Origin of the sequence: Nonomuraea sp. JJY05 (genome assembly GCF_043496855.1) — a bacterium.
Classification (GTDB): domain Bacteria; phylum Actinomycetota; class Actinomycetes; order Streptosporangiales; family Streptosporangiaceae; genus Nonomuraea.
The window spans coordinates 401,255-419,750 of record NZ_JBIEIS010000003.1 but is presented as its reverse complement, the minus strand read 5'-3'; the positions used below and the strand labels follow the sequence as shown (position 1 = coordinate 419,750).

14 protein-coding genes are annotated in these 18,496 nt (G+C 73.8%); 7 read left to right on the top strand and 7 right to left on the bottom strand.

The window, feature by feature from the left end; all coding sequences use genetic code 11:
• From ACFKCF_RS06085 to ACFKCF_RS06075, 3 genes are all read left to right on the top strand, one after another.
• On the top strand, positions 1–1,654 hold a 1,654-nt coding region (locus ACFKCF_RS06085), incomplete at its 5' end, for a LuxR C-terminal-related transcriptional regulator (protein ID WP_394491460.1).
• Between the two features lie 185 nt (positions 1,655–1,839).
• A complete protein-coding gene (locus ACFKCF_RS06080) occupies positions 1,840–2,571 on the top strand; it encodes an SDR family NAD(P)-dependent oxidoreductase (protein WP_394491458.1) in 732 nt (243 codons plus the stop codon).
• Complete coding sequence (locus tag ACFKCF_RS06075) at positions 2,561–3,091, top strand: MarR family winged helix-turn-helix transcriptional regulator (protein ID WP_394491456.1); 531 nt, start codon at positions 2,561–2,563, stop codon at positions 3,089–3,091. Before ACFKCF_RS06080 ends, ACFKCF_RS06075 begins: the two co-directional genes overlap by 11 nt.
• Before the next feature lie 445 nt (positions 3,092–3,536).
• Here the strand turns inward: ACFKCF_RS06075 and ACFKCF_RS06070 are convergent, their stop codons facing one another.
• Genes ACFKCF_RS06070 through ACFKCF_RS06060 form a run of 3 tightly spaced genes read right to left on the bottom strand, consistent with a single transcriptional unit; the run spans position 3,537 to position 8,894 of the window.
• Complete coding sequence (locus tag ACFKCF_RS06070; protein ID WP_394491454.1) at positions 3,537–4,667, bottom strand: JmjC domain-containing protein; 1,131 nt, start codon at positions 4,665–4,667, stop codon at positions 3,537–3,539.
• 25 nt (positions 4,668–4,692) lie between these two features.
• Positions 4,693–5,919, bottom strand: a complete 1,227-nt coding sequence (locus ACFKCF_RS06065) for a lanthionine synthetase C family protein (protein ID WP_394491452.1) — start codon at positions 5,917–5,919, stop codon at positions 4,693–4,695.
• Positions 5,916–8,894 carry a lantibiotic dehydratase gene (locus ACFKCF_RS06060; protein ID WP_394491450.1) on the bottom strand — a complete coding sequence of 993 codons (2,979 nt, stop codon included), beginning with the start codon at positions 8,892–8,894 and terminating at the stop codon, positions 5,916–5,918. The genes ACFKCF_RS06065 and ACFKCF_RS06060 overlap by 4 nt, the downstream gene beginning before the upstream one ends.
• Positions 8,895–9,063: 169 nt before the next feature.
• Between ACFKCF_RS06060 and ACFKCF_RS06055 the strand changes: the two genes are divergently transcribed.
• From ACFKCF_RS06055 to ACFKCF_RS06045, 3 genes are read left to right on the top strand one after another with little or no spacing between them, the layout of a single operon-like run.
• Complete coding sequence (locus ACFKCF_RS06055; RefSeq protein WP_394491448.1) at positions 9,064–9,282, top strand: hypothetical protein; 219 nt, start codon at positions 9,064–9,066, stop codon at positions 9,280–9,282.
• Positions 9,198–10,421 (top strand): lanthionine synthetase LanC family protein, encoded by a 1,224-nt coding sequence (locus tag ACFKCF_RS06050; protein WP_394491447.1) that lies wholly within the window; start codon positions 9,198–9,200, stop codon positions 10,419–10,421. The genes ACFKCF_RS06055 and ACFKCF_RS06050 overlap by 85 nt, the downstream gene beginning before the upstream one ends.
• Positions 10,421–12,352 carry an ABC transporter ATP-binding protein gene (locus ACFKCF_RS06045; protein ID WP_394491445.1) on the top strand — a complete coding sequence of 644 codons (1,932 nt, stop codon included), beginning with the start codon at positions 10,421–10,423 and terminating at the stop codon, positions 12,350–12,352. The genes ACFKCF_RS06050 and ACFKCF_RS06045 overlap by 1 nt, the downstream gene beginning before the upstream one ends.
• 106 nt (positions 12,353–12,458) lie before the next feature.
• Here the strand turns inward: ACFKCF_RS06045 and ACFKCF_RS06040 are convergent, their stop codons facing one another.
• The 3 genes from ACFKCF_RS06040 to ACFKCF_RS06030 form a co-directional block, all read right to left on the bottom strand.
• The gene (locus ACFKCF_RS06040) at positions 12,459–14,093 is read right to left on the bottom strand and encodes an AbfB domain-containing protein (protein ID WP_394491443.1); all 1,635 of its coding nucleotides are present in this window, start codon (positions 14,091–14,093) and stop codon (positions 12,459–12,461) included.
• A gap of 68 nt (positions 14,094–14,161) precedes the next feature.
• Positions 14,162–15,913, bottom strand: coding sequence for an RNA polymerase sigma factor (locus ACFKCF_RS06035; protein WP_394491441.1), 1,752 nt, complete (start codon positions 15,911–15,913; stop codon positions 14,162–14,164).
• 116 nt (positions 15,914–16,029) lie between these two features.
• Positions 16,030–16,761, bottom strand: a complete 732-nt coding sequence (locus tag ACFKCF_RS06030; RefSeq protein ID WP_394491439.1) for an SDR family oxidoreductase — start codon at positions 16,759–16,761, stop codon at positions 16,030–16,032.
• 95 nt (positions 16,762–16,856) lie between these two features.
• On the opposite strand from ACFKCF_RS06030, the gene ACFKCF_RS06025 reads away from it, so the two are divergent.
• Positions 16,857–17,561 (top strand): TetR/AcrR family transcriptional regulator, encoded by a 705-nt coding sequence (locus ACFKCF_RS06025; protein WP_394491437.1) that lies wholly within the window; start codon positions 16,857–16,859, stop codon positions 17,559–17,561.
• On the opposite strand, the gene ACFKCF_RS06020 is transcribed toward ACFKCF_RS06025, so the two are convergent.
• Entirely contained in the window at positions 17,548–18,426 is an 879-nt protein-coding gene (locus ACFKCF_RS06020; RefSeq protein WP_394491435.1) for an NmrA family NAD(P)-binding protein, read from the bottom strand. The two genes, ACFKCF_RS06025 and ACFKCF_RS06020, sit on opposite strands and share 14 nt — an antisense overlap.
• Between the last annotated feature and the right edge of the window lie 70 nt (positions 18,427–18,496).

Genomic DNA, 18,496 nt, shown 5'->3' with positions numbered 1-18,496 from the left:
TGACGAGCCGATCGCCGCCGCGCTCGAATGGGCCGCCGGCCGCGCCCGTGAATGCGCCGGCCACGCGGCGGCCGGCGCGGCCCTGGAGCGGGCCGCCCGGCTCACCCCTGACCTGGCCGAACGCGCCCGCCGGCTGGCCCTGGCCGCCGAGGCCGCCGCCGACGGCGGAACCCCGGAGCACGCGCAGGTCCTGGCCGACCAGGCGAGGCGGCTGGGCGACGACCCGCTGACCCTGGCCCGGCTGGCGGGCCTGCGCGGCCGGATCGCGTTCGAGCGGGGCGCGGTGCACGAGGCCCACCGGATCCTTCTCGACGGCGCCGCCTCCATCGCCGGCCTGGACCACAAGGGCGCGGCGCTCCTCCTGCTCGACGCGGTGCGCAACGCCTGGTACCTCAGCGATCCGGCGGCCGTCGCCGAGTCGGCGGCGCGGCTGGCCGTCCTGCCGCTGACGCCGCAGGACGGGCTGGACGGGTTCGTCCGGGCGGCCCAGGCGATGGCCGACTTCCTGGCCGGCGACCTGGAGCGGGCGCTGCCGCCGCTTCGCGAGCTGATCGCCCTGGCCACGGCGATCCCCTCCGGCATGACGGCCCTGAGGATCAGCCTCTGCTCGCTGGCCGGGATCTCCGGCGACTTCGACAACGGGCTCGCCATCGCCCGCTCGGCGATCGACGAATGCCGGGCCGACGGCATGATAGGGCTGCTGCCGCTCGCCCAGGCGGTGCTGGCGATCCACCAGATGTATCTCGGGCGCTTGCGCGACGCGGTCACGACCGCGACCGAGGGACGCCGGCTCGCCGCCGACATCGGCCAGACGCACCGCATCGCGCACTTCGAGAGTGTCCTGGCCATGGTGGCCGCCGTCCAGGGCCGCGAACAGGACTGCCGTGAGCTCGCCGAACGCACGATCGCGCACGGCAGCGCCCATCCGGTGGTGACGATCCTGGGGTGGGCCGAGTGGGCGCTCGGCCTGCTGGATCTGGGTCAGGGCCGCTTCGAGGCCGCGCTGGAACGCTTCGAGGCCGCCGCCCGCGGGCCGCTGCGGCACCAGATCATGCCCATCTACTTCGCCCCCGACCAGATCGAGGCCGCCGTACGGCTCGGGCTGCCCGAACGCGCCGCCGGGCCGCTGGCCCGCTTCGAGTCCTGGGCCGGCGCGGCCCGCCATCCGTGGGCGCAGGCCGTACTGCACCGCTGCCGGGCCCTGCTCGCCCGCGACGACGGCGAGGCGGAGCGGCACTGGGAGCAGGCCGCGCAGGCACACGCCGACGCCAACCGGCCGTACGAACGGGCCCGCACCGACCTGCTCCACGGCGAGTGGCTGCGCCGCGCCCGCCGCAAGAACGAATCCCGGACCCGGCTGCGCTCGGCGCTGGAGACCTTCGAACGCGTCGGCGCCGCGCCCTGGGCCGAGCGGGCGCGTGCCGAGCTGCGCGCGGCCGGCGAGACCGTCGCGCGGAGCGCCCCCGACCTGGCCGCCTCGCTGTCACCCCAGGAACTGCAGGTGGTACGCCTGGCCGCCACGGGTGTCACCAACCGGGAGATCGCCGCGCAGCTGTTCCTCAGCCCCAAGACCGTCAGCCACCACCTCTATCGCGCGTTCCCCAAGCTCGGGGTCACCACCCGCACCGAACTCGCCCGCCTCGACCTGGGCTGACGGCCCGGCAGAGGCCCGACCGGGGCTCTGAGTCCGGGGTCGCCGGGCCGGTCACCGCTCACCGGCCGATCCCAGGCCGGGCGAGATCCACTCATCGGCCAGAGCGGCGCCGGCCGCCGCCCTCGGGGGCATCCGCTTCCCTCTGCTAGGCTGACTTTAGGTCTAAACTCCAAGGAGGGATGAACATGACACGCACGACAGTGGTCACCGGCGGCGGCACCGGCATCGGCAAAGCGGTGGCAACGCGCTTCGCGGCCGACGGCGACCGAGTCGTGATCATCGGCCGCCGCGCCGACACGCTGGAGCAGGCGGCCAAGGAGATCGGCGCCACCGCGCTGCCGGCCGACCTGAGCGAGCCGGCGGAGGTCGAGCGGGTGCGCGCCGACCTGACCGAACGCTTCGGCACGATCGACGTGCTGGTCAACAACGCGGGCGGCAACGTCGAGACGCACGGCGGCTCCGGCGGTTCCGGCGGCGTGGCGGAGCGGTGGACGGGCAACTTCCGGGCCAACGTGCTGACGTCGGTGCTGGCGACCGAGGCGTTGCGCGATCTGCTGAACCCGTCCGGGCGGATCGTGTTCCTCAGCTCGATCGCGGCCTTCCGGGGCTCGGGCGGCACCTCCTACGGCCCGATGAAGGCGGCCCTGCACCCGTACGCGTTCGACCTGGCCGCCGCTCTAGGACCGCGCGGCATCACGGTGAACGTGGTCGCTCCGGGGTTCATTGAGGACACCGAGTTCTTCGGCGGCACCCTGGACGACGGACGCCGCGCGACGCTCGTCGCCCAGACCCACACCGGCCGGGCCGGCACGCCGCAGGACATCGCCGGGACCGTGCACTGGCTCGCCTCGCCCGACGCCGGGCACGTCACCGCGCAGATCATCCAGGTGAACGGCGGCGCCGAACGTGGCCACTGACCCGCCGCGCGACGGCGCCGACGCCATCCAGGACGCCTGGCGGCGCGAGCTGCCGGGCGTCCCGGTGGAGTCGATCGGGGTCATCACCCGGATCTGGTGGGCCGCCAAGGTCTTCGGCGACGAGCGCCGCCGCCTCCTGGCGAAGCTGGGCGTGGACGTCGCGACGCTGGACCTGCTGTCCACGCTGCGGCGCTCCGGCCCGCCGTACCGGATGAGCCCGGGCGAGCTGGCCGAGGCGTGCATGGTGACGCGCGGCGCGATCACCCAGCGCGTGGAGCGGGCGGCCAGGGCCGGGCTGGTCGAACGGACCACCGCCGGGTCGGGCTACCACGCGCGCGCGGTCACCCTCACCGACGCGGGCAACGCCCTGCTCGACCGCGTCGTCGCCGATCTGCTCGCGACCGAGGACCGCCTCATCGGCCACCTCGCCCCCGAACGCCGCGACCAGCTCGCCGGCCTGCTGCGCGAACTGCTCGCCGGACTGGACGGCACGACCCTGACCGGTCAGGTCGGGGACTGAACCGCAAGTTCCGAACGTGGCCTCGATCCGGCGACACCACCGGCAGCTGCTCAACCCTTGTCGCGACGGCGCCACGGGGCTGAGCGCCCTCAGCTGTGCGTGGCCCAGAAGCGGCAGTGATGTTGTGCTGCGACGTCTTCGCGGCGCTGCGGTATCCCGAGATCGGGGTCGCGAAACGGAAACCTGCCGGTGCTTGTTGGTTCCGGACCCCGTGGAGGCCGCCGCCGCATACGGCCTGCGCCGGGCGATCATCACCCGCCCGACGTAACGCGGGCTTCTGGCCTGCGGCGAGGAGCACCGCCGGTTCGGCGCGGCCGGCTTCACCGGCGTCGTCGGGCAGGTGGCCGACCTCGAAAAGACGCTCGGCATCTATGACCTGAACCAGTTCACACCCCGCGCATGACCCTGCGAGCTGAACCCGTGGCGGGCGCCGGCGGGTCCGTGCTCAGGGAGCGGGCGGCGCGCACAGACCGAGATCGACCAGGGCCCGGGCGATCCTGACGGCCTCGCCGGGGTTCCCGGAGAGCTCGCCGACCTTCGCGGGGCCGCTCGTGAGGAGTTCGCAGGCCGCCGCGACCGCGCCCGGCACGCGGAAGGTCCGGTCACCGGTCCTGATCCGCGACTCGCCGATCAGCGGCCACGTGCCGGGACGCAGCGAGACCCGGTCGGACAGCCCGATCGAGGCGCCGAGCAGCGCCTGGCTGAAGAGTCCGCCCTGGTGCGCCTCCCCGAAGGCGGGCCTGCTGTAGATCAGTTCGTGGACGGCGGGCGCGGTGGCGGCCTCGGTCAGCGCCGCCGCGAGGCGGTCGGCGTACTGCCTGACCATGGGCTGGACGCGCTCGGCGAGGCCGGCGCCCATGGGCAGCGCCACGGCGTACTCGTCGGAGCGCAGGAGCTCGGTGACGAACCCCTTCAGCAGGTCCGCCCAGGTCAGGGTGTTGACGCTGATCGTGATGTGGACGGAGGCGGAGGCGGCCGTCCGCACCAGGTGCGGCATCCCGCGCGGGACGTGGAGCACGTCCCCCGCGCGCAGCTCGTACGTGGAGCCGTCGCCCTCGGTGGCGACGACCTTCCCGCCGCCGGGGTTCGGCACGATGTCGTCGAACAGCGTCCACTGCTTGGCGCCGTACGCCTGGATCACGATGATGTCCTGGGCGTCGCAGTGGACGTCGAACGCCCGCGCGCCCGGCGGCGCGACATAGACGTTGGCGTCCACGGGGTGCCCGGCGTCCCGCTCGACGGTCTTGCAGAGCTCGTGCAGGCGCGGCAGCAGCAGGTTCACGGTGCCCAGGACGAGTGTCGCGCCCTCGCGGTAGAGCCGGACCACCTTGCCCGGATCGACCACGTCGTCGAGACCGGCGTAGCCGAAGGTGGACGGCGAGGTGTAGTGGGCCGGGGGGATGACGGCCCCGTCCTTGACCACGCGGATCCCGGGCGCCCGCAGGCCGCTGCCGGTGAGGACGCGGTCGATGTCGGCCACGGAGGCGATCTCGCCGGGATCCGGCACCGCGCCCGGACGGAAGACCGCCCGCCGGGCCGGGAATTCGTCGCCCACCAGGTCGGCGAGGCTCAGCATGGTCCATCTCCTCAATCGAGACATGTCAGTCGAGCAGCAGAGCGGCGTCCCAGCCCGTCGCGGGCGGCCGGCCGGTCGCGTAGTGGTGCAGCGCGAGCGCGATCCCGGCCGCTCCTTCGAGCAGCCCCACGCGGTCCGGAGCCACCTCGGCGCCTCCCGTCGCGGAGTACCGGAAGCCGAACGGCGCCTCGGGACGGAACTCGCCGGCGACCCGCCCGGCCAGCCTGTCGGCCGCTTCGAGGAGCGCCTCGTCACCGGTCTCCCGCGCCACGCGGCAGGTGATGTGGAGCATCCCGGCCCAGCCGTGGCACAGGCCCGCGTCGACCATGCCCCATTCGTCCCAGGGGCGGGCGAGCGCCGTGCGCAGCCCGAGCAGGGCGGCCTCCCGCCACTCCGGCCGGTCGAGCGCCTGCCCCGCCAGGAAGAGGGCGCGCGCGACGCCCGCGGCTCCGTAGCACCACGCGGGCCGGATGGGCGGCCCGGCGGGGACGGCCCGTTCGAGCTGCTGCCGCAGGGGGACGATGTGCGGCCAGGAGCCGTCGTGCGCCCATTCGAGCAACCAGGTCGCGATGCGCTCCATCGCCTCCTCGTGGCCCGGCAGGCGGAAGCCCTCACGGTGGGCGATGGCGAGCAGGGCCAGCGGACCGGGGATCCCGTGGGCGAGACCGAGGTTGAAGTGGCCCTCACCGGCGGGCGCGCCCCTGACGGAGGCGTGCGTCACGAGCCAGCCGGGGACGTTCGCCGAGCTCGGCTCGGTCAGGGCGATGAGGTACGCCAGCGGCTCCGTGTCGCCGTACGACAGCGCCAGGCGGCCCAGGCCGGTGAGCCCCTCGATGACGTCGTACGCGCTGAAGCGCACCTCGCCCCGGTGCGTCTCGTCCTCGGCGCGCTGCTTGATCAGCTCCCGCACGGCCGGCTCCGCACGGGCCAGCAGTCCGGCGTAGTCGCCCGGCCGGGTGACCGCCGCCCTGGTCGCGAACAGCAGCGCCGGCAGCCCGTCGATCAGCCCGTGCCGCCCCGCCTGAGATCCGGCGGCGGCGGCGAGGAAGGCGTGGGCGCTCTCGCGGCGGCCGAGCTCGCTGTGCAGGAGCGCGACGCCGAGATAGCCCTCGTTCAGCGACATCGCGTGCCAGACCAGCGGCTGACGGCCGTCGAGGAGCCGGTCCTTGTTGACCGAGGCCACCCGGGCCACTTCCGCGGGGTCGGCCAGCCGCCGCGCGACCTCCTCGACGATCTCCACTATTTCCGTCATCGCCCGTGCCTCGCCCGGTCGCGCAGGGCCTGGACGGCACCGCGGGCGATGGCGTACGAGACGCCCTCGGCGGTCTTGGAGGCGCCGACCAGCCGGTTGTGATGCATGTGCAGCAGCGCCTGGAGGGGTGGCCAGCGCCTCAGCGAGCGGATCAGCTCGCCGTACGCGGCCACCGCGGGCCTGCGGGCCCGCCAGATCTCCTCCAGCCGCGGGTCGAGGCCCGTGCCGCCGACGACCTCGACGGCGTCGCGCCTGATCGCCTGGAACGCGCGATGGTGCTCGTCCACCGGGTACGCCTCCAGCAGCCGCTCCTCCCACCCCGGCCCGTGGAAGGCGCGGGCCAGGTCGGCGTAGTTGGCCGCGGCGAGGAGCTCCGGCCGCAGGTCGAGCTGGAGGCGCAGCTGCGCCAGCACCGCGTCGCTGTCGGCCGCGAACACCCGCTCGGCCGCCTCCAGCGCCTCCGGCCCGCCGTACCGGTCGATCTCCGGCTCGTACGTGTCGAGCTGCACGGTGCGGGCGAGCCCGGCCCGGCACAGGTCTGCGGCCCAGTCGTGCACCAGGGGCAGCACGTCGCGGTGGAGCAGGGCCGGATCCCCGTGGAAGCGCAGGCGCAGGTGGGCGGCGGGATCGAAGTAGCGGATGAAGAACCAGCGGTCGACATCCTCGGACAGCGCGCCCAGCAGGACGGGGAGCCGCTGCCTGAGCAGGTCCGTGTGCCGGTCGGCCGAGGCGTACAGCTTGGCGAACAGCCACTCGCCGCCGGGGTGGTGCCGCACGACCGGCGTCCCCATGCGGGCCGAGGTGCGCACCGCGGGCTCCGGCGCGGCCGAACGGAGCGTCACGGCCACCTCGTTGGCGTGGCCGCCCAGCCAGCCCGTCCCGAACCCGCTGCCGCCCGGCGGCTCCACCAGCAGGGTGCTCGGCCTGCGGGCCAGCTCGTCGCGGAGGATCCGGCGGTGCAGCGGGGCGTCGAGGTCGAGCCCGACGCGGTTGTCGCCGTTGGTCAGGTAGACCTCGTCCGGCACCCGCCAGCGCTCGCGCCAGGCGTCGAAGCCGCGGTCCCAGTCGGCGTCCGCCGCCTTCCTGTCGTTGAGCTCGGCGGCGGGCCGCCAGATCGCCGAGGCCAGGATCGTGCGGCCGCGGCGCACGCGCGGCAGGAACGGCAGCGCGGCGCCCGCCCCGGCCCAGTCCCATTCCCTGCACGCCCGGTGCCGGTCCTCGCCCAGCTCGTAGATGAAGCGCACCAGCTCCAGGGCGACGCGGGGGACCACGAGCATGTGGAGAGTGGCGGGCACGATCTCCGTGCCGAGCCGCGGGCAGAACAGGAACAGCCGCTCGCCGGTCGCCCCCACCGCCAGGTCGTCGAGGGCGAGGACCGACGGGTCGCCGCGGTCGGCGTACCGGCCGATCGGCAGCGTGCGGTCGGCCAGGGTCGGCACGCGGGCCACGTTGGCGATCCGCGACCACGCCGGCTGGAACGTCACCTGCGCCGGAACCGCGGCCTCGCCCCCGCCCTCGCGCCACAGCCGCGCCGTCTGGTCGCGCAGCTCGCCGAGCAGGTACGTGAACCGCCCGCTCATGGCCCCGCCACGGCGCGAGATCGGCATGTTGGCGAGCACCAGCCGGAAGTCGCCCCGGTCCAGCGCCTCCACCGAATCGGCCAGCAGGTGGGCGCCGATCTCCAGGACCTCGGGCAGCCGCCCGTCGTCCGCGGTGGCCAGCCGGGCGAGCGTGGCGTCGTCCAGCTCCACCTCCCGCACGCCGTCGAAGACCGCGCCCTGGGCCAGCTCGCCGAGCACCTTGTCGCGGTAGCGGTTGCGCTCGGGGTCGGCGTCCGCGCGCTCGGAGGCCCGGTAGCCGGCCGGGGCGCCCAGCCCGAACTCGGGGTCCAGCAGCTCCTTGATCGGGACGAGCCGGGCGGTGCCGTACCTCGTCACGAACTCCTCGAAGTAGCGGCGCAGAGCGACGGAGCCCTGGTCGGGCGGGGTGATGCGGGTCAGGATGCCGGCCATCGACTCGAACTCGGCCGCCACCGCGCGGGGGAGCCGCACGTCCACGTCGAGCTTCAGGTCCACGTGCGGCGCGTGGTGGTCGGGGCCCAACCGCCTGGTGGCGCGGAGCAGGTCGTTCCAGGCGGGCAGCCCCTCACCCGGCGCCGGCTCGGTGTAGGCGCGCAGCGCCGCGGAGACCGCCGCGAGCCCCTCGTCATGCGGCAATCGGCTCGCCACGTGCGCGATCGGGTCGGCGGCGTCGTCGGGGGGAACCAGCTCGGTCAGCAGCACCGTACGCTCGACGAGCTGCGCCAGCACGCCCTCCACCTGCTCGCGCGTCCCCTGCGGGAAGGCCGCGTGGAGCTGGTCCGCCAGCTCGCCGAACAGCACCGGCCGCCGCGCCCGCTCCATCACCGCGCGGACCAGGGCGGTCAGGCGGACCGACACCTCGAGCACCGCGCTCTCGCCGTCCTGCGGGAGGCAGGGCAGGGCCAGCCGGTCGCCGCGGGGGAAGCACAGGTCGTTGAGCACGACGCGCGCCCGCCGGAGCACCTCGGGGTCGCGCTCGCGGTCGCGGATCAGCGCGAGCAGCCAGGCCGTGTCGGGGCGCACCCCCTTCTGGTGGTGCGCGCCGATCCTGGCCTTGGCCGAGTCGTCGAAGCGGGCCGCCGCCACCCCCGCCATCAGGCCGAACGGGGTGGGCCTGGTGGCCATGCGCAGCACGTAGCGGGTCGTGGAGACGACGGCGCGGCGCAACTTCTTCGGCTCGACCGGGCGACCCTCGTGCACGGCGTCGAGCGTGTGCGCGAGCGACGGGCTGGAGACCGCGATCCCCTCTCTGACCAGCGGATCGGCGGTGACGGTCCGGAGGTATCCCGCCGGGTCGCCGTGGTCGGTGCGCGTCCCGTGCCCGCGCGCCGCCGGGAGCGCGCCCATCCGCAGCAACGCGAAGTCGGCGGCGATGAATCCTGCCTTGTCGGTCACCCGCTGCCCCCTTACCTGTGTCGGGTTGACTGAGGACCGTACCATCGAGTTTCGGCGTCAGTAAAACCCTTTCAAGTTATTCGAAACGGCGGCCTCAAGTTCGTAGGATCGGTAGGGTCACTCCCCGATCAACTCTTACGAGGGAAATCAGCGAAGAAAGGCAGACGATATGAGCCCAGTGGCCCAGATCGACCTCAGCGAGGACGTGTTCGACCTCGACATCGAGCTTGTCGTGGAGTCCGGCGCCGTGCCGCCGATCTACGCCTGCAGCGGCTCCGACGAGACCTGCGGGACCCAGGTGTCGTGGAGCGGGACGTGCAACGGCACGCGGGACTGCGGCACGTGTTCGCCCACGTACGGGGCCAAGGCGCCGGGCCGGTGCGTCTGATCACCAGTGCACGGAGGGCCGCCGCCCTGGCCATCGCGCAAGAGGTGGCGGCCCGCCTGGGCCGGCCGGAAACCCTTTCTCCGGAGCCCGATTCGCTGGCGCGCGGAAAACTCGGACTAGTCCCGCTTTATGCGGCGCTGGATGGCCTGGCACCCAATTCAGAATGGGACGTGTCCGGGCATCACATTCTTAATGACACCACATTTACCGGACCGGCGGGAACGGCCGGACTTTTCTCCGGCGGGCTCGCCGGATTCGGGGTCGCGGCGGCGCTGATGGGGCGGCGCTCGGGCCGTTACGGGAAGGTGCTCGGGCGGCTGGACGCGGCGGTGGGGCCGGTGGCCGGCCACGATCTCATCGACGGGACGGCGGGCGCCGCCGCCTACCTGCTCATGAGACCTCCGTCCCCCGGCCTGGAGGCCGTGGCCCGCGATCTCGTGCGGGGCGCCTCGGCGTGCCCGCCGTTCCCCATGCGCCGGATCCCGCCGGGCTGGTCGGTCGGGGACGGATACGCCGACTGCGGCCTGGCCCATGGCATCGCCGGGCCGCTCGCCGTGCTGTCCCTGCTCAGCGGGCAGGCCGGGGAGCTTGCGCGACCCGCCGTGAAAGCGCTGGCCGAGTGGCTGCTCGGTGCGGCGGTCCAGGACGAGTGGGGGACGGCGTGGCCCGCCGGTGTGGACGGCGCGCGGACGTACCCCTCGCCGCGGCGGGCGTCGTGGTGCTATGGGGTTCCGGGCGTGGCGCGGGCGCTGTGGCTGGCCGGGGAGGCGCTGGACGAGCCCCGCTACCGCCGCGCCGCCCGCGACGCGATGGCCGAGCTGCTCGAAGCCCCTGGCGGGTGGGGGCTGGACTCGCTGGGCGTGTGCCACGGACTCGCCGGGCTGATGCTGATGACGGCGACCTTCGCGGGCGCTGGATTAGGACCGGCGGACGCACGGGAGGACGACGCATCGGGTGGCGGGTTCGGAGGGGCGGTGGAGACGTTGTTCGATCGGCTGTGCGCCGCCTACGACAGCCGGCTGCCGCTCGGCTTCGACGTGGCCGGGCCCGGCCTGCTCAACGGCGCGGCGGGGATCGCCCTGGCGCTGCTGGCCGTGACGGGCGATCTTGAGGCGGCGCCCATGTTCCTGGCGGCCTGATGGGGCGGCATCGTGCGGGCGCCCACGACGCCTCGGTCCGCGGGGTCCCGGGGCGCGACCCGCTGTTCGGCCGGGGCATCCGCCTGTCGTTCGGCCAGCTCAGGCACGAAGGGGCGGGGCTGCGTACCGGCTTCGTGTCGATGCTGCGCGAGTTGCCCGGCCTGATCTCGGTCACGGTGCGGCTGGCGCGGCAGGCGGCGCCGAGAGCCCTCGTCGCCGTACTGGTCGCGGAGTTCCTCGGCGGGGTGGCGACGGTGGTCACGCTGCTGGCCACGTACCGGGTGCTCGTGCCCCTCATGACCGGCGGCCCGACGGCGGAGCGGATCGCGGCGGGCGTCCCCGCGCTCGCCGCGATGGCCGGTGCGGCCGCGATCGGCAGCGCCATGCGGGCGGTGAGCAAGGCGGCGGTCAGCCGCCTGGGGCCCAAGATCGAGCGCCTGGCCTACACGCGCCTGCTGGAGGGGGCCGCCGGCGCGGAGCTGGCGGCGCTGGAGGAGGCGGGGTTCCACAACCTCCTGGAGGCCGCCAGGCAGGGCACCCGCTCGGCGCGCATCGTGATCGCGCAGGCGGCCCAGCTGCTCGCCGGGGTCACCACCCTGCTCGCCGTCGGGAGCGTGCTCGGGGTGCTCCATCCGCTGCTCCTGCCGCTCCTGCTGGCCACGGTCGTGCCGAAGGGCTGGAGCGCCGTACGCTCGGCCCGCGCCCGATTCGCCTCCGTCAAGCGGCAGCTGGAGCTCACCCGGCAGCTCGACGTGCTCAGCGGGCTCCTCACCCGCCCCGACGTCGCGCCCGAAATCCGTGCCCACGGCGCGGGCCCGTTCCTGCTCGGGCACTACGGCCGGCTCTCCTCGCTGGCCGAGGGCGAACAGGCCCGGCTGGGCCAGGACGAGGCCCGCCTCTCGCTCGCCGGGGACGCCGTCTCCGGGGTCGCGACCGCGATCACGTACGCCACCCTCGGGGGGCTGCTGATCGCCGACGCCATCCCGCTCGCCGCCGCCGGTGCCGCCGTCATCGCCGTCCGCACCGCCAAGGCCGGGCTGACCAGCCTGGTGATGTCGATCAACCAGGTGTACGAGCAGGGCCTGTTCGTCCTGGAATGGGAACGGGCCTGCGCGGAGGCCGGCAGGCAGCGCATGCGCAGCGGACCCGTACCCCTTCCGCCGCACCCCGTCGAGATCCGGGCCGACAACCTCACCTTCGCCTACCCGGGGCAGGCCCGGCCCGCGCTCGACAGCGTCAGCGTCCGGATCCTGCCGGGCGAGATCGTGGCCCTCGTCGGCGCCAACGGCTCCGGCAAGAGCACCCTGGCCAAGCTGCTGGCCGGGCTCTACCTGCCGACCGCCGGCAGCGTCAGCTGGGGCGGCGTGCCCATCGAGGTCCTGAACCGCCGCAGCGTCTTCGACCGGGTCGCCCTCGTCGGCCAGGACTTCGCCCGCTGGCCCGCCACGGCGCGCGTCAACCTGGCCCTCGGCCGCGCCGAGCAGGCCGAGGACCGCGAACGACTGAGGCGCGCCGGTGCGGCCAGCGGCGCGGACGCCGTGGTGGCGTCCCTGCCCGACGGCTGGGAGACGCTGCTGGCCCGGGAGTTCATGGGCGGGACCGAGCTGTCGGGAGGGCAGTGGCAGCGCATCGGGCTGGGCCGCGCGTGGTTCCGGGACGCGTCCGTGCTGGTCTTCGACGAACCGACCTCGGCGCTCGACCCCAGGTCGGAGATCGAGATCTTCGACAAGGTCGCGGGGCTGGCCGCCATCGGGCGCACGGTCATCCTCATCACCCACCGCCTCACGTCGGTGACGCGCGCGGACCGCATCTACGTGTTCGAGGCGGGCAAGGTGGTGGAGCACGGCACCCACGAGAGCCTGATGCGCGTGGGGGGTTCGTACGCCGCGCTGTACCGCCTCCAGGCGACCCAGTACGCCCACGTCGACTGACATCCCCCTGAAGGACCCCAGCCGAAGTACGGACCGCACTTCGGCCGAGGTCCCTTGGGGGCACGGGCGCCGCCGATGTGCGACCGGGCGGAGGGCCGGGGCGGGGTCAGGCGGGTGGGGTGGGGTGGAAGGAGGTGTCGGGGCGGAACAGGGCGGTGTTGTCGGTCTTGTCCAGGCGTAGCCGGTCGGCGCGGTGGCGGACGAAACGGCCCGGGTAGTTGAGCGACTCCAGGCGCACCGAGCCCTCGGCCGTGCCGGGCCGGGCGTGGAAGGTGGCGTCGCGCCGGAACAGCGCGGTCCCGTCGTTGGCCTCGAACCGGATCAGGAAGTCGCGATGCCGCAGATAGCGCCCCTCGGGGTCGACGAAGGAGTAGGCCTTGGCGTCGGCCAGACCGGGCACGACGCGAAGGGTGACCGGCTCCGCCCCGATCCGGCCCGTGGCCTGGATGTACGCCTCCGGGCGGTTGACCGGCCGGAACACCCTCGACACCCCCGTCGCGAGCAGCCCGCCGCCGCTCCCGGCCGTGGCGCGGGTGAAGGTCAGGGTGCCGAAGCCGAGGTGGTCGTACTTGGAGCCGCCGTAGTCGCCGCCGCCCCCTTCCGGGGCGACGCGCTTGCTGTACGCCTCGATGTACGGCACCGCCAGCCCCCGGCGCACGCCGTAGTGGTTGAGGAGCAGCGCCCAGATCGGGTCGGCGGCGCCGCGCCCGGCGGCGGAGATCTCGCTCTGCTGCCGCTGCACGCAGGTCGTGCCCTGTCCCCACTTGTAGGTGGTGAACGGCACCGATTCGCCCAGGTTGTACTTGGCCACGTACTCGGCGCCCTTCATGAAGCGGTCGTCCGCGTAGCCGTACAGGTCGATGCCCTGGTTCCAGGCCATCTCGCAGATCACGGCCATCCACCCGACGCCGACACTGGTGTGCCCCTGGTCGCGGCCGCTCTCCTGCCACTGCCCGAGCCCGCCGGGGTGCAGGAACGGCACCGCGTTCATGATGGAGCCGTTGCCCTTGCCGTGCTTGAAGTAGTCGACGGCCTGGTCGACCTTGGCGCGGTCGTCGCACAGGACTCCGATGGCCAGCACGGAGGCCATGGTGCACAGGTCCCAGTTGGCCCAGTAGTTGGTGATGCAGGCGCCGTTGTGCTCCTTCAGGAACCGGTCGTTCATCGGGTAGAAGACCGTCAGCATCATCTTCGTGAAACGCTCGAAGTCGAAGCCGGGATAGCCGCGCATGATCTCGGCGACGTTGGCGAGCTGCCAGCCCAGGATCCCGGCCGCCAGGTAGCGGTCGGCGTTGCCGGTCACCGCCTTGAGCGCGGCCGACCAGGCGTTGAGGATGTCGCGGGCGGCGTCGCCGTGCGCCTTCTCCCCGCTGATCTTCCAGCGCAGCGCGTTCTGGTAGGCGGCGGCCACGTCGATGGCGAGCTGGACGTGGTTCGCGCCCGTGCCGCCCCTGACCACCGTCTCGAGCGGGCGCGGCTTCCAGGTGCTCTTGGAGCGCCCGTTGGCCGTCAGCCTGTCCCAGCCGGCCTTCCACGGCTGGGCGCCGGCGTTCACCTGGGCCCGCATCCGGTCGAAGTCGGTCTGCGTGTGCAGCAGGCCGGGATGCTTGAAGGCCTCCGCGGCCGCGGGCACGGCGGGCAGCACGACGGCGGCGCCCGCGGTCGCGGCGGGCAGCACGGCCGCGGCGCCCGTCGCCGCGGCCGCCTTCAGCACGCTCCGGCGGGAGAGCTGCGTGGTCATATGAATCCTTTCCCAGGGGTCACTCTCGCCACAGGAGACCGCCGCGGGACGCCCCGATAACACAAATGTCAGACCCGGCTTCGCTGCGGGACCCGCTCCGGGTTCGCCGCCCTGGTGACGTACTGGGGGACGGGGGCGCGGTCGTCGCCGGTGTCGCGGGTCAGGCCGTACCGGACGATGCCCTTGGCCGGGTCGGGCCTGGCCGAGAGGTCGGCCCAGACCTCCTGCCAGGTCCTGGGCGAGACGGTGAGGTCGATGTCCGTGCCGCTCTCGTTGTTGTGCAGGGTGACGCGGCCGTCGAGGTAGTAGAACTCGTTCTGCCACATCTGCTGCTGGCCGCGCGGCAGCCGTACGAAGCCGGTCTCGGGCGAGCCCATCCAGGTGACGCCGGGCGCCTGCTCGTCGTCCATCCGCCGGCCGCCGCCCGACGCGACGTGGAACAGCTTGCCCTTGAGCCCGGTCCAGGTCGCGGGCAGGAAGGGGCCGACGCGGTTGCGGTAGAGGATGCCCCAGCGGACCTGGACGTAGCCGCGGCCGGAGACGGTGACGTAGTCGCCCCTGTGGGTGATCGACGGGGCTCCGCCGTACCTGGAGTATCCGTGCCGGCCGCCGATGGCGACCGTGCCGCCGGGTCGCCGGGGCAGCGGGGCGGGCGGCCGGTTCCTGGGCGGCGCCTGGTCCACCGCGTCGACCGTCAGTCCGTACGGGCTGCGCGTGGGCCGGGCCGGGCGAGGCGAGGGGGCCGGTGAGGACGCGGGCGAGGAGGACACCACCACCGGTGTGGCCCGCCGGGGCGGCGCGGGCTCGGGCAGGAGGGTCTGGACGACCGCGGCTCCCCCGGCGATCAGCGTGACGCCGGCCGCGGCGACCGCGATCGGCTTGGCGGCCAGCGCAGAGCCCGCCGCCGCCTTACTCTTGGCCGCCAGCGCAGAGCCGGCCGCCGCCTTGCCCTTGGCCGCCAGCGCAGAGCCCGCGGCTGCCTTGCCCTTGGCCAGCAGGCCGCCCTTGAGCGCCGGTGCGGCGGCCGTACGCGCGATCTCCAGCAGGCCGGCGGCGATGCCGGCGGGGACGGCCACCAGGCCGAGGCCGGCCAGCAGCCGCTCGGCGGGCACCAGGTCGGAGAGGTGCTCGCCGCAGACCGGGCAGTCGCGCACGTGCCGCGACAGCCGCTTGCGCCACAGGTCGGACGGGGCGCCGTTCCAGGTCTGCGCCACGGCGGCCAGATCGGGGCAGGGCGGGCGGGCCGCCAGCGCGCGCACCACCGCGCGGGCGCTCTCCAGGCGGCGTCTGGTGCGCTGGACGCGTACGGCGGCGTGCTGCTCGTTCGTCCCCAGGGCGGCGGCCAGCTCGGCCCTGGCCAGCTCGCCGGCCACCTCCATCCACCACAGCGCGAGCACCTCGCGGTCGTCGGCGTCGAGCCAGCGGGCCGCCTCGGCGGCCTCCTTGCGCTGCCCGGACAGGCCGAGCCGGGTGACGGTGAGCGCGGCGAAGTCGGAGGCCGCGTCGGCCAGGCCCATCGCCTCGTCGATGGCGGCGAGCGCGGCGGGCGGCGCCTGCCGCCAGTCGCGTACCTGGTTGAGGGCGATGGCGACGAGCCAGGAGCGGAAGCTGTCGGGGTCGCGCAGCCCGGACAGGCCGGTCACGACCCTGGCCATCGTCTCCTGAACGACGTCGTCCACGTCCGGGTGGCCGTTCATGGCGCGGCCCACGATGTTGTACACGAGCGGCAGGTGGCTCCTGACCAGCTCGTCGATCGCGTCGCGGTCGCCCGCCCGGGCCGCGAGCACCGTTTCGACCTCGTACGTCGGCCGCGCGTACATCCATCACCTCGATCCGGAGCCTCCGCTGCTCCGATCAGGAGACAGGAGTGTCACCGTTTCGGTAACACAAAACGCGCATTGTTCCACTTATCGCCTACTAGGTGTCAATGCTCGCGTCAGGCGACTCCGCCGTTGGCGTACAGGATCTGGCCGTTCACCCAGCGGGCCGGGCCGGCGAGGAAGGCGACCACCTCGGCGAGGTCGTCAGGGGTGCCGAGGCGTTCGAGCGGCGCCAGGCCCGCGAGGCGATCGATCACCTCCTGCTCCTTGCCGTCCAGGAACAGCGGGGTGGCGGTGGGCCCGGGGGCGACGGCGTTGACGGTGATGTCACGCCCGCGCAGCTCCTTGGCCAGGATGAGCGTGATCGCGTCGACCGCTCCCTTGGTGGCGGCGTACGCGGTGTAGCCGGTGAGGGCGAGCTTGGTCACCGACGACGAGAAGTTGATGATCGCGCCGCCGGGACGGACGCGGCGGGCGGCCTGCTGGTCCACGACGAAGGTGCCGCGGATGTTCGTGCGGTGCATGCGGTCGAGGTCGTCGAGCTTCAGGTCGGTCAGCGGCGTCAGGAGCATGACGCCCGCGGTGTGCACGACCACGTCCACGCCGCCGTACAGCTCCTGCACTTCGTCGAACATCGCCGCCACCTGCGCCTCGTCGGCGACGTCGGCTCGCACGGAGCTCGCGGTGCCGCCGCGGCCGGTGATGGCCGCGACGGCCTCCTCGGCCCGGGCCGGGTTACCCGCGTAGTGGACCACGACCGTCATGCCGTCGGCGGCCAGGCGCTCGGCGATGCTCCTGCCCATGCCTCCCGATCCTCCGGTGACGAGCGCGACACGAGGATGTGCCATGTCAAACCCCCTGGCGTAGCAGCGTTTCGCTCTTGCGAGAGCAACGCTATCACACGCGCGTAGCGCCGCTACGAACAGGCTGTTATCGTTGCTTCATGGATGTTCGGACCCAGATGCTGGAGGCGGCCGAGAAGCTGCTCGACGAGTCCCCCGACAGGGATGTCTCCACCCGGGCGGTCTGCGATGCCGTGGGGGTGGGGGCGCCGGTCCTCTACCGGCTCTTCGGTGACAAGAACGGCCTGCTCAGCGCCGTCGTGGACCACGGGTTCGACCGGTATCTGGCGGCCAAGCGGGCCGCGCGGCCGTCGGACGATCCCGTGGCCGACCTCAGGGAGGGCTGGGACACGCATGTGGCGTTCGCGCTGGCCCATCCGGCGGTCTACCGGATGATGTTCTCGCCGAGCCTGGCCGAGGTGCCCGGCGCGGCGAAGGAGGCGCTGCGCCTGCTGCGGGAGGTGCTGGTCCGCTGCGCCGCCGCCGGCCGGCTCCGCGTCGACCCGGACGCCGGCGCGCAGGCCGTCATGTCGGCCAACATCGGCGTGGCCCTGAGCCTGGTGACGCAGCCGGAGGCCTACCGGGACCCGGAGCTGTCGCACCGGGTGCGCGACGCGGTGCACGCGGCCCTGCTCGTGAACGACGCCGCCGCGCCCGGCGACACCTCGCTGGCCACGGCGGCGCTGCGGCTCTCGGCCCTGCTGACCACCGGCCACCCGGGCGCGCTGACCGAGGCCGAGCGGGCGCTGCTCCTGCAGTGGCTCGCCGCGCTGGCGAAGGACCCCGGCGAGCTCAGGAGTCGATGAACCGGCGGCTCAGCCCGTCCGCGTTCGCCGCCAGGAACTCCCCGAACGTCCGGGGCTCGCGGCCCGTCAGGTCCCTGACCGCGGTCGTCGTGGCGGCCAGCGAGCCGCCCGCCACCTGCCGGGAGAGCTCGGCCAGGTCGTCGGCGAACCCCGCGGGCAGCCCTTGCGCGCGCACCCCGGCGGCCAGCTCGTCCGGGGACAGCTCGGCGTGCTCGACGGTCCGGCCCAGCGCGGCCGAGAGCTCCTGCGCGACCTCGGCGTAGGTGAGCGCCTGGGGGCCCGTGAGCTCGTACGTCTCGCCGAGCCCGCCCGACCCGGTGAGCAGGGCGGCGGCGCAGGCGGCGATGTCGTGGCAGTCGATGTACGACACGCGCGCGCCCCCGTAGCCGTCGAGGAGCCTGCCCCCGGCGGTGAAGGCCGCCGTCCCGGTCAGGAAGTTCTGCATGAAGCCGCCGGGCCGCAGCATCGACCAGCCGAGCCCCGACGCCTTGAGGTACTCCTCGATCTCCCAGTGCGCGCCCTGGGCCAGGCGGCCGCCCCGCCGCGCGCCGGAGACCGACACCTTCACCACCCTCGACACCCCGGCGGCCCGCGCCGCGTCGACGGCCGCCTTCTGCTGGCGGACCATCGGCTGCTCGCCCTCGACCGGCTGGGCTCCGCCGGCGTTGAGGAAGAGCCGGTCGACGCCCTCCATGGCGGCGGCGAGCGAGCCGGGGTCGTCGAAGTCCCCGGTCACGATGTCGCAGCCCAGGGCCCGCCCCTTGCCCTCGTCGCGGACGAGCGCCCTGAACTTCACCCCCTTCTCCTGGAGAAGCCGCACGAGGTGCGTGCCGATGGACCCGGTGGCTCCGGTAACCAAGATCATGACAAACCTTCCGCTAAGCTGAGGCAACCTCGACTAAAGCTATATCGAGGCAGCCTCGGATTACTAGGGA